A 13,422-nucleotide genomic window follows, 5' to 3' on the forward strand; every position below is an offset into this window, starting at 1 on the left:
ACAGGCATGCTATGGTTGAGCTAGATATCCGCATAGCAATGGGTTTCGGCCGCCCCTCCTGGGTGGGTGACGGCGCCGCCTTTGGCGGAGCCGACGGTCTGCGCGTATTTCCACAGCGCGCCGGAATTGTAGTCGGTCTTTCGCGGCGCCCAGCTTTTACGACGCGACTCAAGTTCGGCATCAGAAAGGCGGACTGCGAGCTTTCCTGTGATGGCGTCGAGTTCGATGATGTCGCCGTCGCGGATCAGGCCGATCGGGCCGCCGACAGCGGCTTCAGGACCGACATGGCCGACGCAGAAGCCGCGTGTGGCGCCGGAGAAGCGGCCATCGGTGATCAGCGCGACCTTGTCGCCCATGCCCTGGCCGTAGAGTGCCGCGGTGGTCGACAGCATCTCGCGCATGCCGGGGCCGCCCTTGGGGCCCTCGTAGCGGATGACGAGGACGTCGCCTTCCTTGTAGGTTCGGTTCCGGACGGCCTCGAAGGCGTCCTCCTCCCGGTCGAAGCAGCGGGCCGGGCCGGTGAAGATGAGCTGATCCTCGGGCATGCCGGCGATCTTCACGATCGCGCCTTCCGGCGCCAGATTGCCCTGCAGGCCGACGACGCCGCCGGTGACCGTGATCGGCTTGTCGGCGCGATAGACCACGTCCTGCTGGTCGTTCCACTTCACCGAGGCCATGTTCTCGGCGATGGTGCGGCCGGTGACGGTCATGCAGTCGCCGTGCAGGTAGCCGGCGTCGAGCAGGCTCTTCATCACCAGCGGAATGCCGCCGACCTCGAACATGTCCTTGGCGACGTATTTTCCGCCCGGCTTCAGGTCGGCGATATAGGGCGTCTTCTTGAAGATCTCGGCGACCTCGAACAGGTCGAAATCGATGCCGCATTCATGCGCGATCGCCGGCAGGTGCAGCGCGCCGTTGGTCGAGCCGCCGGTCGCGGCGACGACCATCGCGGCGTTCTCCAGCGCCTTGCGAGTGACGATATCGCGCGGGCGGATGTTCTTCGCGATCAGCTCCATCACCATCTCGCCGGCGGTGTAGCAGAAGGTGTCGCGGACATCGTAGGGCGCCGGCGCGCCGCAGCTATAGGGCAGCGCCAGGCCGATCGCCTCGGCGACCGTCGCCATGGTGTTGGCGGTGAACTGGGCGCCGCAGGAGCCGGCGGAGGGGCAGGCAGCCTCCTCGAGCTCCTTCAGGTCCTCGTCGGACATCGCGCCGACCGAATGCTTGCCGACCGCCTCGAAGACGTCCTGCACGGTCACGGGGCGGCCCTTGAAGGTGCCGGGCAGGATCGAGCCGCCATAGATGAAGATCGAGGGCACGTTGAGGCGCACCATCGCCATCATCATGCCGGGCAGCGACTTGTCGCAGCCGGCGAGGCCGACGAGCGCATCGTAGCAATGGCCGCGCATGGTGAGTTCGACGGAGTCGGCGATGACCTCGCGCGAGGCCAGCGATGACTTCATGCCCTGGTGGCCCATGGCGATGCCGTCGGTGACGGTGATGGTGCAGAATTCGCGCGGCGTGCCGCTGGCGGAGGCGACGCCCTTCTTCACGGCCTGGGCCTGGCGCATCAGCGAGATGTTGCAGGGGGCCGCCTCGTTCCAGCAGGAGGCGACGCCGACGAAGGGCTGCGCGATCTGCTTCGCGGTCATGCCCATCGCGTAATAATAGGAGCGGTGCGGGGCCTTGGCCGGGCCGACGCTCACATGGCGGCTCGGCAGCCTCGACTTGTCGTACACACGCCCGTCCATCGCCACTCGCCCTGTCCCCCGATCAGCACGGCGCGAAGATGTGCCACGCCACGCCTACCGGGAGCAATCGCGCCCCCGAAAACCCGAAAACCGTCCGGAACCGTTCAAGGACCGGCGCGTTACTCCCGATTTCGATATATCTCAGGCACTTAACGCAGCGTTTTGCTGGGCTTCGTTTGTGGCGGCTTCGCGGCGATTGTGGAGGTCGCTGGGGTGCCGGGCACCGTTCCCGCCCGGGTGTTGCGCCGATGTCACAAAGTTCAGGGCAGCGGGGTGACGTAACGGCTGCTTACAGCACCATCGGCAGCACGAAGAAGCCGCCGACGATGACCACGACAAGGGCCAGCGCCGTCATCGGCAGGTGCTTCTCGATGAAGATGCGGATGTCGTCGCCGTAGAAACGCAAGGCCACCGCGATCATCAGGAAGAAGGTCGCGCGCGAGACGACCATGCCGATGGTGAACTTCCACAGGTCGAAATGCAGGAAGCCGGACATGATCGTGACGATCTTGAACGGGATCGGCGTCAGGCCCTTGGTCACGAGCACCCAGAACCAGTAGTCCTGCGAGGTCGCGATCAGGGTAGCGGCCTTGTCCTGCAGCCCGTAGATGCCGATCAGCCAGGCGCCGACCGACTCGTAAAGCAGCGCCCCGATCGCATAGCCGAGATAGCCGCCGAGCACGGCGCCCAGCGAGCAGATGCCGGCATAAAACCAGGCCCGGTCCGGCCGGGCGATGCACATCGGAATCAGCAGCGGAATCGGCGGCAGCGGGCTGAACGAGCTTTCAATGAAGGTGAGGCCGAAGAGCAGCCAGGGGGCCGCGGGATGGGAGGCGTAGGAAACGCACCAGTCATAGGCTCGCTTGAGCATGGGTTCTGAACAGCCGGTCCTTGTGCCGCCACGCATTCTGCATGACGGGTTTGCGTCGGGCGCATCTAAGCGGGGTCCGCGTGGGAATGCGAGTCCTCTCTTGGATCAGCGTCAATTTGACGACACGGGCGTGACCGGAATGCGATACCTGTAGCTTGCCACCGCCCATAGCGTCATTGCGAGAAGCGTAGCGACGAACCAATCCAGGGGGACGTAGAGCTCCGACCCCTGGATTGCTTCGCTGCGCTCGCAATGACGGGAAGGGTCAGGCCAGCCGCGTCAGCGCCTCCGCGACCTTGAGCTTGCGGGCCTCGGCCGCAGCCTTGCGCTCGCGATTCTCCTCGACGATCTCGTCCGGCGCGCGGGCCATGAAATCGGGGTTTCCGAGCTTCTTCTCGACGACTGCGATGTCCTGGTCGAGCTTGGCGAGTTCCTTGGTCAGGCGCGTACGCTCGGCATCGAGGTCGATCAGCCCGGCCAGCGGCAGTGCCGCGACCTCGCCGCGCACGATGATCTGGGCCGACTGGCCCGGCGCCGCCGCCTCGAAGGCGATGTCGGAGACGCGCGCCAGCCGTTCGATCATCGGCCGCCAGCTTTCGATCGCCGCGCGCGTCGCAGCCGAGGCATTGACGAGAACGAGCGGTGCCTGCGTGCCGGCCGGAACGTTCACTTCCGAACGCACCGAGCGGATGTCCGAGATCAGGTCGACGACGAAGCCGATCTCGGCTTCTGCCGCGGCGTCCTTGAGGGCCGAGAGGTCGGACCAGCGGGTCAGGCAGACCAGCGAGGCGTCGCCCTCCGCAAGCTTGCGCGGCGCGCCGGCCTCGGCCTTCTGCGCCCAGAGCTCCTCGGTGAGGAACGGCATGAACGGATGCAGGAGCTGGCAGATCAGGTCGATGACGTAGGCGACCGTCGCCTGCGTCTCGGCCCGCGCCGCGGCATCGACGCCCTCGCCCTGCAGCACGGGCTTGGCAAGCTCAAGATACCAGTCGCAGAACTGGTTCCAGACGAAGCGATAGGCCGCGCCCGCCGCCTCGTTGAACCGGAAGCTCGGGATGCCGGCCGCGATCTCCTCGGCCGCCTGCGCGGCTTCGCTGAGGATCCAGCGGTTGAGCGGCTGCTTGACGGCGGCCGGATCGAAGCCTTCCGCTCGCGCGCAGCCGTTCAGCTCGGCGAATCGCGCGGCGTTCCAGATCTTGGTCGCGAAGTTGCGATAGCCCTCGACGCGCTGCGTGCTGAGCTTGATGTCGCGGCCCTGCGCCGCCATCGCCGCGAAGGTGAAGCGCAGCGCGTCCGCTCCATAGGTGTCGACGAGCGTCAGCGGGTCGATGACGTTGCCCTTCGACTTCGACATCTTCGCGCCCTTCTCGTCGCGAACCATCGCGTGAAGGTAGACGTCGCGGAACGGCACCTCGTCCATGAAGTTGAGGCCCATCATCATCATCCGGGCGACCCAGAAGAAGATGATGTCGAAGCCCGTGACGAGCGTCGCTGTCGGATAGTAGCGCTTCAGCTCGGGGGTCTCTTCCGGCCAGCCCAGGGTCGAAAACGGCCAGAGCGCCGAAGAGAACCAGGTGTCGAGCACGTCCTCGTCACGCTTCAGCGCGACGGTGTCGCCGTAATGCGCCATCGCCAGCGTCTGTGCCTCTGCTTCCGACTCGGCGACGAAGACCTCGCCGTCCGGCCCGAACCAGGCCGGAATCTGGTGGCCCCACCAGAGCTGGCGCGAGACGCACCAGGGCTCGATATTCTCCAGCCAGTCGTAATAGATCTTCGTCCAGTTCTCCGGCGTGATCTTGGTGCGGCCGTCACGGACCGCCTTGATCGAACGCTCGGCCAGCGGTTTGACGTCGACATACCACTGGTCGGTCAGCCAGGGCTCGATGACGACGTCGGAACGGTCGCCATGCGGCACGGTGTGGGCGTGCGGCTCGACCTTCGCGAGCAGGCCGCGGGCAGCCATCATCTCGACGACGCGGCGGCGCGCGGCGAAGCGATCGGCACCGTCGAGGGCCATCGTCTCGGCCTCGGGCGTCGCACCGGCCAGGAACTCCTCGTTCCCGGCGAGGAGGATACGCGCCTCGCCATCGAGGATGTTGACGACGTCGAGCTGGTGGCGCTTGCCGACCTCGAAATCGTTGAAATCATGCGCCGGCGTGATCTTGACCGCGCCGGTGCCCTTCTCGGGATCGGCATAGTCGTCGCCGAAGATCGGGATGACGCGGCCGACCAGCGGCAGCACGGCGTTCCGGCCGATCAGGTGACCGATCGTCTCGTTCTCGGGATGAACCGCGACGCCGGTATCGCCCAGCATCGTCTCGGGGCGCGTCGTCGCGACCGTGATGAAGGTCGAAGCGTCGTCCGCATCGTAGGCCACGCCTTCGAGCGGGTAGTTGAAATAATAAAGATGGCCGTTCGGGTCGCGATTGAGCACCTTGTCGAGCTTGGCCGCGTCGAAAGCCTCCTCGCCGCCGCGCTGCCATTTGAACGAGCCGTTCTTCTCGAGCTGCAGCACCTCGATGTCGGAGATCGCCGTCTGGAATTTCGGATCCCAGTTCACCAGCCGCTTGGCGCGGTAGACCAGCCCCTGCTTGTGCAGGCCGACGAAGACCTTGAGGACGGCGGCCGAGAGCCCCTCGTCCATGGTGAAGCGCTCGCGCGACCAGTCGCAGGAGGCGCCGAGCCGGCGGAGCTGATTGAAGATCGTGCCGCCCGACTCCGCCTTCCACTTCCAGACCTCGGCGAGGAAGGCCTCGCGGCCCATGCTGCGCCGATCGGTACGGTTCTCGGCGGCGAGCTTGCGCTCGACCACCATCTGCGTCGCGATGCCGGCATGGTCGGTGCCGGGCTGCCAGAGCACGTCCTTGCCGCGCATGCGCTCGAAGCGGCAGAGCACGTCCTGCAGCGTGTTGTTGAGCGCGTGGCCCATATGCAGCGAGCCGGTGACGTTCGGCGGCGGGATCACGATGCAATAGGGCTCGGCACCGGGTGCCGCCCCCCTGCCCGCCTTGAAGGCCTGCGCCTCGTCCCAGGCCTTGCTGATCCGGGCCTCGACGGCGGCCGGTTCGAAAGTCTTGTCCATCATCGCATCGCTCGAACGCAGAAAGGCCGGGGAACCTGCCCCGGCCGGAAAATCATGGGCCAAAAAGGTCTCGCGCCTTAAGAACCCATGCACGGGCCGCGCGTCAACGTTTTCGATGATACGCGGCCATTCTGCTCGGACCTCAGGCGAGGTTCGACTGCAGGAACCAGAGCGACTTGTCGAGCATGCGGGAATAGGCGGTCAGGATATCGGCGGTATCGGCATCGCCGGCCTCGTCGCAGGCGTCGATCGCCTCGCGGACCTTGTTGGCGGTAGCGGCATAGCGCTCGATCAGCGCCGCGAGATGGTCCGGAACGGCGACGATCTCGGTCGGATAGGGCTTGAGCGAGGTCGACTGGGCCGTGGTCTGCGTCGTGCCGAAAGCGATGCCGCCAAGCTGGGCGATGCGTTCGGCGACCGTGTCGACATGGGTGTCGAGCTCGGCGCGGAAACCATCGAGCATCAGGTGGATGCCGATGAACCCCGGGCCCTTCAGGTTCCAGTGTGCCTGCTTCGTCAGCAGCGAGAGGTCGATGCCGTCAGCGAGGCGCTCGTTGAGCAGGCCGATGACCTTGGTCTTGGTGTTCGAGGCCAGGTCGATCCGGCTGGATTTGACCACCCTTCCCGTCGTCGCGCTCTTCGGTGTGCTACGCGGCGCGGCTTTGGCTGCGGTCTTGGCCATGGCAAACCCCCATATCGAGAAGGACTATCGGAGCGACGTCGTGACGTCGGCGCGGGGCCGATGCCGGCGCGCCCTTCCTCATACGCGCGAAACGCCGAGTGGTTCCGCTTCGCTCGCGGCCTTTGCGACGGAACCAGCCGCGCCGCGCCCCGTTGGACCAAGCAGCAGCCAACGACAGCCAGCAGGGAGAGCGACATGCCTCACCACAGCGACCAGATACGGGTCTGGGACCTGATCGATTCGATCAAGTTCGCGATGCTCGTGACCCATGACGGTCAGGGCGATGAATTGCGTGCCAGGCCGATGCACGCCCATGGCGAACGCGCGGATGATGCGATCTATTTCCTGACCGACCGCCGCCACCACAAGGACGACGAGATCCAGATCAACGACAATGTCTGCGTCGCCTTCGCCGATACCGATAGCCAGCGCTATCTCTCGGTGACGGGAACCGCGACCGTGCTCGACGACCGCCAGCGCGTGCATGACCTCTGGGATGCGAGCAACCGGGCGTTCTGGGACGACGAGAACGACCCGAACATCCGGGTGCTGCGCGTCCGGCCGAGCATGGCGGAATTCTGGGACAGCCCCGGCAAGATCGTCACCAGCGTCAAGATGGCTGCGGCCGCCCTGACCGGCGCCAAGCCTGACCTCGGCGAAAACCGCAAGGTTCCCCTTTGACCCCCGCAACGACGAGCAGGATGCGATGATGAAACTCTTGGTCCATGCCCTCGGGGCCTGGTTTGCCGTCGAAGCGGCTTCCGGCCGCTACCCCCGCCCGGTCGCCGTCGGCCTGACCATGCTGGTCTCCCGGCTGGGCGCGCCGGCGACAGCCTTCGCCATGCTCGGCTACGGATTGCTGCGGCTGCAGGAGGCTGGCGCTTTCGAGCGGAGACGCGCGCCGACACGGCGTCGACGGGCGACCAGCGGAAACTGATCGGGTCCGACCGAAGCGCGGGTCCCGCGTTTCGGTTCGGCTGGCTTAACTTCGGCCGCCGCGCGCGACGCGCTCGATCTCGGCGCGCACCAGTCGCTCGACCATGGTCGGCAGGTTGTCGTCGAGCCAGGTCTTCAGCATCGGCTTCAGCATGTCCTTGACCAGATCCTCCAACGTCCGCGCATTGTTGCTGAGCACGGTGTTGGCGAGCTGGCCGAAGGCGTTGGTCACGACGAAGCTGGCCTGATCCGACAGCAGGCTCGCCATGTCGGGGACTGGCGTGGAAGCGGGCTCTGGCCGTGCTTCGGGCTGGACGAGAGCCGGCTGCGGCTCGATGGAAGGGGCCGGCGGTTCCGGAGGCAGGGCCGCGGCGGGCTCCTCCTCGATGAAGGCGATATCGGCATCGTCGGGGAGTGCGGCCGGCGCGGGCTCCGGTGCTGCGACCAGGGCTGCCTCGGCTCCGAGATCGAGAACATCGTCGTCGATCGCCGCAACCGGCTCGGGCTCCGGCGCCACGTCTACCTGCGGCGCTGCAGCCTCATCGGCCGGCTTCGCCTCATCGTCCGAAATGATCCGGCGGATGGAGGCAAGGATCTCCTCCATCGACGGTTCGCTGGGCTTGGCTTGCGCGCTCATGAGTCTAACCGTTGGACACCGGGCGCGCCGACAGAATCAACGCTGCTCCACGAGCGCAGTATTCCACGGCGTCGCTGTCAGACAAGGCGCCAACCGGCTCCCCCACAGGAGAAATCCGCCCTGTTGCCCGAATACGCCGTGGTGTGAGGCTGCCCGCCAGGGCTCAGCGGCCGTCGGGCGTCTGCGTGCCCCAGAGCTTGCCCTGGACCTGCTCGTAATGCTGGCGGGCGTCGTAGACCTCGGCCTTGAGCTTGAGGGACTGGGCGGAGAGCTTGCCGACGGCAGACAGCACCGCATAGGACGCAACGACGCGGTCGCGCTGCGCCACGACGAGGCTCGAACGCGCGCTCACCAGTTCCTGCTGGGCGTTGAGGACGTCGAGCGTGGTGCGCTGCCCGACCTTCGCCTCCTCGCGGACGCCGGACAAGGCGGTGGAGGCCGCCTCGACCTGCGCCTGGGCTGCGACGATCTGGGCCTTGGCCGCTTCATGCCCGCCCCAGGCGGAAACGACCGCGGCGCGCACGGTGTCGCGCTGGGTATCGACCTCGATCCGGCGCTGACCGGCCGTTTCCTTGGCCTGGCGCGTCCGGGCATAGACCTGGCCACCCTCGTAGATCGGGATCGTCAGCGTGCCGACGATGCTGGCCGAGAAGCGATTGTCGCCGGAGAACTGGGTATCGTAGCGCTGCTGGACCACGCCGCGCACGCCGACCACCGGATAGAGATCCGCCTCGGTGACCTTGACCTGGAGCTCGGCGGCATCGACGCCGTGAAGCGAGGCGATGATGGCCGGATGGTTCGACAGGGCCTGATTCAGCGCAGCCGGCAAGGATTTCGGCAAGAGCCTTTCGACCGGGCGCCCCGGAGCGAGCGAGCGCGGCTCGGTGCCGACATTCTGCCGAAAGCGGGCCACCGAGGTCTTCAGGTTCGATTCGGCGAGAATCGCCTGGGACCGCGCTGAGGACAGGCGGGCTTCCGCCTGCGCCACGTCGGTGCGCGTCACTTCGCCGACCTGAAAGCGGTCGCGCGTCTGGCGCAGCTGCTCTTCGAGAACCTCGACGTTGTTGCGGTTGAGATTGAGGATCGCCGTGTCGCGCAGCACGTTCATATAGGACGTCGCCGCATCGAGCAGCACGTTCTGCTCAGTGTTGCGCAGCGTGGCGCGAGCGCCGAGAACCTGCGATTCGGACTGGCCGACGGCACTGCGGGTCCTGCCGGAATCGAAGATGTTCTGGTCGATCTGCACGCCGGCGCCGCGCGGCCCGAGGCGGGATACGTTGTTGGTATGGACCGGCGAGGTGCTGGCGAAGGCCGGAATCCCCGATTCCGTGATGCTGGCACCGATATCGGCCGAGGCCGTGATTCGCGGGCGATAGCCCGCCTTCGCCTGCGGCACGTTCTCGTCGGTCGCGCGGACCGAGGCGCGCTGCGCATTGAGCGTGGGATTGGCGGAATAGGCCCGCGCGAGCGCGGCTTCCATCGTCTGAGCCGAAACCGGCCCCACCCAGCCGCCCGCCAACGCCAGGGCGAAGACGGCGGAGAGTCCGAACCGGGAAGTCTTTTCGTCGCTTTTATACACGTGGACGCCTCATGTGCGCACTGAAAGTCGCGCCCAGGCATCGCCCCAGCCTCGGCAGAGTTGCAATTCATAACCGTTTCGGCGCCTTCCGCCAACGGATTGGGCGGCTCCGGAATGGTTTCGTTCGTGCAGTGCCGCAAAAATGCGACACCAATCGCTTCAGAAAACGAAGGCCGCCGGACGACGGAACTCCGACAGGACCGGCGCCGCCGCGTCGAAAACCGGCCTGCCGGAGACGGCGTCGCTGGATTTCAGATAGAGCATGACCCGCGCGGCGCGGCCCAGGCCCTCGACCACGATGAGCCGGCCTTCCGGCCGCAGCAGCGGGAAAAGCGCCTCGGGCACGATTTCGCAGGCCCCGCTGACGAGGATGGTGTCGAAGCTGGCATCGCCGGGCTGCGTGGCTGTGACCGTCACGCCGGCGGCGCCCGCGCGAACAAGCGCCGCTTCCGCCAAGGCGCGTGCCGGCGCGTCGGGCTCCCAGAGCGTGGCCCTGGCGCCCATATGAGCCATCAATGCCGCCCCGTAGCCGGAACCGCCGGCGTATTCGAGCGCGTCTTCGCCCGGCTGTGGATCGAGCAGCTGGATCATCCGCACGGCGACCATCGGGGTCATCAGCGCCCGGCCGGTGCCCGGCAGCGGAATCGCCTGATCGAGATAGGCGAGATGGGCGAGGTTCTCGGGAGCGAACGCTTCGCGCGGCACCGAATCCGCAGCCGCCAGCGCGGCCCGGTCAGTGATGTCATAGGTGCGCAGCTGGCAATCGACCATATTGCGGCGCAGCGAGGTAAAATCGTCCATGCCCGAACTCTCCGTCCACGACGCCGGTGCTGCAAGGGGCGACCGCTGCTGTGAAGCCGCATCGAACCGGTGCAGCGATCGCGCCGTTCTTCGGCAGCTTTCTGTTCGAGGCTCGCGCAAAAGGCAAGCGCCGGCTGACCGCAGGCTGCTTCTGCCGTTCAGCAAGGACGAACCGTCGATGTCAGGAGGAGGCTGGCTCCCGGAGCAGGATTCGAACCTGCGACCAATCGATTAACAGTCGATTGCTCTACCGCTGAGCTATCCGGGAACAACGTGGCGGCGTCTTAGCGGCGCGATCCGGATAGTGCAACCCCCTTGCGAGCCGACCCGGCAGATTTGTCGCCGCTGCTGTGGAAGTTGCGATGCCGGGTTGCGGCGGCGCACGGCTTGTGGTTAGTGCGCTCTCGCTGAAGCGGCCGTGGCCGTTTTGGCCGGAAGGCCTCGTGGCGGAGTGGTTACGCAGAGGACTGCAAATCCTTGCACCCCGGTTCGATTCCGGGCGAGGCCTCCAAAGATCTCAAGCGCTGATATGATAGCGCTTTTCTCCTTTTGATCGCTGCTGTGGCGTTGCGGTTTCCGGCGACGATGCGGATCTGCGCCTGCGGAGCCCATTTGCGCATCCCGATGATGTCCCTGCGGATTTTCGCATGGTGCCCGGCAGCGGCGGCTGGCCGGGCAAGGGTCCGGTAGCCCGGTTGAGCCCGATCGGCCGGATCGGTGGCACACTCTCCCTTTCAGCGCGCCGTGGAGGAAGGCTGGAACAAATCCGGTGCGACCCGCTCCGGAAATGTCAGCGACGACACGGCGACGATCACCGTCAGGCCGATGACGGCCAGCCAGAGCCAAAAATCCAAAGGCGGTTTTTTCGGATCAGTCATCATGAAAGGGACGCCCGAGCAGGCTTCGGGTTCCCGATCTCGAGCAGCGAAGGTCGCCGTCGCGGTTTTTGGGAGCTCGTCAGTCCTTTCGGGCGGCATCGGCCGGCGAAGCCGAAGCGGCATTCTGCGGGCCCTCTCCTGGCTTCGGGCCCGATCCATGCTTGATCGCCAGCGTGAGAATCGTCCGGCCGATCGCCTCCGGCAGGTTGGCATCCAGCATCACCCGCAGGCGACCGGCCCCTGCCTCGGCGGCCGAGACTTCGAATGCCGCAGGCTTCTGCCGCGGCGCCGGCCGCGGGCGGCGCGCGCTGAACAGGGTATCCAGCCTTCGGCCGATTTCTCCGAGCTCGAGATCGAGACCGGCTTCCTCCAATGCATCCATCGTCTCAACAGCCGTCCATCGGGAGCCATCGTTCAGGCTGTGATTCGCCTTAAGAACTTCATTTACAGATCGTTAAAATTTGAGTTAGTGGCGGCTGCCCGTTCGGGGCGGAGTAGCGTCATGTTCGAAGCCATTCTGATAGCGGTCCTCATGGCCGGGACCGCAGGCGTGTCCTGGCTGGTCGCCGATATCCTGCATCTGCCGCTGGAAATCTGAGCGACGATAACAGATTCGGCAGAAGCCGGCCCGTTTTCGAAGCCCCGCGAGCCATCGCTTCCAAAAATCTTTCCTCTTGTCCGGTCCCGCTCCGCTTCGGCCGCGTTGATCGGGGATTGCGGCCTGCGTGGCCGTGCCGGGGATGAGGGATGATGACCGGACGTACCCTTCACTGGTTCCGAAACGATCTGAGGCTGGCGGACAACCCGGCACTTCTCGCCTCCGTAGAGGGCGGGCCGACCTTATGCCTCTACATTCTCGATACAGGCCCTGATCGCCGCCCGATCGGCGGCGCCTCGCGCTGGTGGCTGTCGCGCTCGCTCGATGCGCTTGGCGAAGCACTCGCACGGAGGCACGGGCGGCTCGTGCTGATGAAAGGCGATCCAGCCGAACTGCTGCCACGCGTTGCGGCAGAGGCAGGGATCGACCGGGTCACCTGGAACCGCCGCTACGAGGCGAAGGAGATCGCACTCGACAGCCGACTCAAGGAGGCGTTGTCCGGAAACGGCATCGATGTCAGCAGCTTCAACAGCCATCTGCTCAACGAGCCCTGGCAGGTGACCACCACGACCGGGCAGCCGATGAAGGTGTTCACACCCTATTGGCGTGCTGCCCGCCAGAAGGGCGAGCCGGCTGCTCCGATCGCCGCTCCCGCGCGAATCCCTGCATTCCCCCTGCCCGATTCGATCGAGGCGCTGACGGTCTCGCTTGATGATCTCGGGCTCGAACCCCGGAAGCCGGACTGGGCCGGCGGTCTGCGGGCCGCCTGGACACCGGGAGAATCGGGCGCCGCGGAGCGTCTCGACGATTTTCTCGGCAGCGGGCTTTCAGGCTATGCCGAAGACCGCGACCGGCCGGACCGGGCCGCGACGTCGCGGCTATCGCCGCATCTGCATTTCGGCGAAATCGGCCCGCGGCAGGTCTGGCATGCTCTGCACCACGCCCGCGCCACCGGCGAAGCCGCAGGATCGGAGCAGGACGCGGAAAAATTCCTCTCGGAAATCGGCTGGCGCGAGTTTTCCCACCACCTGCTCTTCCACAACCCCGATCTGGCGACGCGCAACTACGATTCGCGATTCGACGCGTTTCCCTGGCAGCCCGACGACAAGGCGCTCAGCCGCTGGCAGCGCGGGCAGACCGGCATCCCGCTCGTCGATGCCGGCATGCGCGAGCTCTGGACGACCGGCTGGATGCATAACCGCGTGCGGATGGTCGTCGCCTCCTTCCTGATCAAGCATCTGCTGCAGGACTGGCGGGCGGGCGAGGCCTGGTTCTGGGACACGCTGGTCGATGCCGACGCGGCCAACAACGCCGCGAGCTGGCAATGGGTCGCAGGTTCCGGTGCCGACGCCTCGCCCTATTTCCGGATCTTCAACCCGGTGACCCAGGGCGAAACCCATGATCCCAAGGGTGCTTATGTCCGCCAATGGGTGCCGGAGCTCGCCGGGCTTTCCGATGGGGATATCCACCAGCCCTGGAAGGCTTCGGAGAAAACCCTGCGCGAGGCTGGCGTTCGAATCGGCGATACCTACCCTGCCCCGCTCGTCGATCTCGCCTTCGGCCGGCAGCGCGCGCTCGATGCCTTCGCCACGATCCGCGGTCGCTGA

The 13,422-nt window shown here is 66.1% G+C and carries 12 protein-coding genes and 2 tRNA genes; 5 read left to right on the forward strand and 9 right to left on the reverse strand.

The window, feature by feature from the left end:
- Positions 1-20: 20 nt before the first annotated feature.
- The 4 genes from ilvD to dps form a co-directional block, all read right to left on the reverse strand.
- Positions 21-1,751, reverse strand: a complete 1,731-nt coding sequence (gene ilvD, locus AC1RLU_RS05535) for a dihydroxy-acid dehydratase (protein WP_492794360.1) — start codon at positions 1,749-1,751, stop codon at positions 21-23.
- A gap of 289 nt (positions 1,752-2,040) precedes the next feature.
- Positions 2,041-2,622: a YqaA family protein gene (locus AC1RLU_RS05540; protein ID WP_061967927.1), complete on the reverse strand. Its 582-nt coding sequence runs from the start codon at positions 2,620-2,622 to the stop codon at positions 2,041-2,043.
- A gap of 265 nt (positions 2,623-2,887) precedes the next feature.
- Entirely contained in the window at positions 2,888-5,707 is a 2,820-nt protein-coding gene (locus AC1RLU_RS05545) for a valine--tRNA ligase (RefSeq protein WP_492794362.1), read from the reverse strand.
- A gap of 139 nt (positions 5,708-5,846) precedes the next feature.
- Complete coding sequence (gene dps / locus AC1RLU_RS05550; protein WP_061967928.1) at positions 5,847-6,386, reverse strand: DNA starvation/stationary phase protection protein Dps; 540 nt, start codon at positions 6,384-6,386, stop codon at positions 5,847-5,849.
- Positions 6,387-6,581: 195 nt separating this feature from the next.
- Between dps and AC1RLU_RS05555 the strand changes: the two genes are divergently transcribed.
- A complete protein-coding gene (locus AC1RLU_RS05555; RefSeq protein ID WP_061967930.1) occupies positions 6,582-7,067 on the forward strand; it encodes a pyridoxamine 5'-phosphate oxidase family protein in 486 nt (161 codons plus the stop codon).
- A gap of 28 nt (positions 7,068-7,095) precedes the next feature.
- Positions 7,096-7,323, forward strand: a complete 228-nt coding sequence (locus AC1RLU_RS05560) for a hypothetical protein (RefSeq protein ID WP_492794363.1) — start codon at positions 7,096-7,098, stop codon at positions 7,321-7,323.
- Between the two features lie 45 nt (positions 7,324-7,368).
- On the opposite strand, the gene AC1RLU_RS05565 is transcribed toward AC1RLU_RS05560, so the two are convergent.
- The 4 genes from AC1RLU_RS05565 to AC1RLU_RS05580 form a co-directional block, all read right to left on the reverse strand.
- Positions 7,369-7,959 carry a PopZ family protein gene (locus AC1RLU_RS05565; RefSeq protein WP_492794364.1) on the reverse strand — a complete coding sequence of 197 codons (591 nt, stop codon included), beginning with the start codon at positions 7,957-7,959 and terminating at the stop codon, positions 7,369-7,371.
- A gap of 163 nt (positions 7,960-8,122) precedes the next feature.
- A complete protein-coding gene (locus AC1RLU_RS05570; RefSeq protein ID WP_061967935.1) occupies positions 8,123-9,538 on the reverse strand; it encodes a TolC family outer membrane protein in 1,416 nt (471 codons plus the stop codon).
- 159 nt (positions 9,539-9,697) lie between these two features.
- On the reverse strand, positions 9,698-10,339 hold the full coding sequence (locus AC1RLU_RS05575; RefSeq protein WP_061967937.1) for a protein-L-isoaspartate O-methyltransferase family protein: 642 nt from the start codon (positions 10,337-10,339) through the stop codon (positions 9,698-9,700).
- A 193-nt stretch (positions 10,340-10,532) separates the two neighbouring features.
- Positions 10,533-10,607 (reverse strand) — tRNA-Asn (locus tag AC1RLU_RS05580).
- 169 nt (positions 10,608-10,776) lie between these two features.
- Here AC1RLU_RS05580 and AC1RLU_RS05585 point away from each other — a divergent pair.
- Positions 10,777-10,850 (forward strand) — tRNA-Cys (locus AC1RLU_RS05585).
- Between the two features lie 223 nt (positions 10,851-11,073).
- On the opposite strand, the gene AC1RLU_RS05590 is transcribed toward AC1RLU_RS05585, so the two are convergent.
- Positions 11,074-11,220, reverse strand: a complete 147-nt coding sequence (locus AC1RLU_RS05590) for a hypothetical protein (RefSeq protein ID WP_156407100.1) — start codon at positions 11,218-11,220, stop codon at positions 11,074-11,076.
- 154 nt (positions 11,221-11,374) lie between these two features.
- Here AC1RLU_RS05590 and AC1RLU_RS05595 point away from each other — a divergent pair, with 154 nt between their 5' ends.
- Complete coding sequence (locus AC1RLU_RS05595; RefSeq protein WP_492794366.1) at positions 11,375-11,815, forward strand: hypothetical protein; 441 nt, start codon at positions 11,375-11,377, stop codon at positions 11,813-11,815.
- 152 nt (positions 11,816-11,967) lie between these two features.
- Positions 11,968-13,422, forward strand: a complete 1,455-nt coding sequence (locus tag AC1RLU_RS05600; RefSeq protein WP_492794367.1) for a cryptochrome/photolyase family protein — start codon at positions 11,968-11,970, stop codon at positions 13,420-13,422.

Source organism: Allobosea sp. GW822-FHT05A11 (assembly GCF_058800455.1).

Coding starts and splice junctions, on each gene's coding strand:
- AC1RLU_RS05575 (WP_061967937.1), bottom strand. CDS start 10,339: ATGGACGATTTTACCTCGCTGCGCCGCAATATGGTCGATTGCCAGCTG.
- AC1RLU_RS05560 (WP_492794363.1), top strand. CDS start 7,096: ATGAAACTCTTGGTCCATGCCCTCGGGGCCTGGTTTGCCGTCGAAGCG.
- AC1RLU_RS05545 (WP_492794362.1), bottom strand. CDS start 5,707: ATGATGGACAAGACTTTCGAACCGGCCGCCGTCGAGGCCCGGATCAGC.
- ilvD (WP_492794360.1), bottom strand. CDS start 1,751: ATGGACGGGCGTGTGTACGACAAGTCGAGGCTGCCGAGCCGCCATGTG.
- AC1RLU_RS05565 (WP_492794364.1), bottom strand. CDS start 7,959: ATGAGCGCGCAAGCCAAGCCCAGCGAACCGTCGATGGAGGAGATCCTT.
- AC1RLU_RS05600 (WP_492794367.1), top strand. CDS start 11,968: ATGACCGGACGTACCCTTCACTGGTTCCGAAACGATCTGAGGCTGGCG.
- AC1RLU_RS05555 (WP_061967930.1), top strand. CDS start 6,582: ATGCCTCACCACAGCGACCAGATACGGGTCTGGGACCTGATCGATTCG.
- dps (WP_061967928.1), bottom strand. CDS start 6,386: ATGGCCAAGACCGCAGCCAAAGCCGCGCCGCGTAGCACACCGAAGAGC.
- AC1RLU_RS05590 (WP_156407100.1), bottom strand. CDS start 11,220: ATGATGACTGATCCGAAAAAACCGCCTTTGGATTTTTGGCTCTGGCTG.
- AC1RLU_RS05540 (WP_061967927.1), bottom strand. CDS start 2,622: ATGCTCAAGCGAGCCTATGACTGGTGCGTTTCCTACGCCTCCCATCCC.
- AC1RLU_RS05595 (WP_492794366.1), top strand. CDS start 11,375: ATGCTTGATCGCCAGCGTGAGAATCGTCCGGCCGATCGCCTCCGGCAG.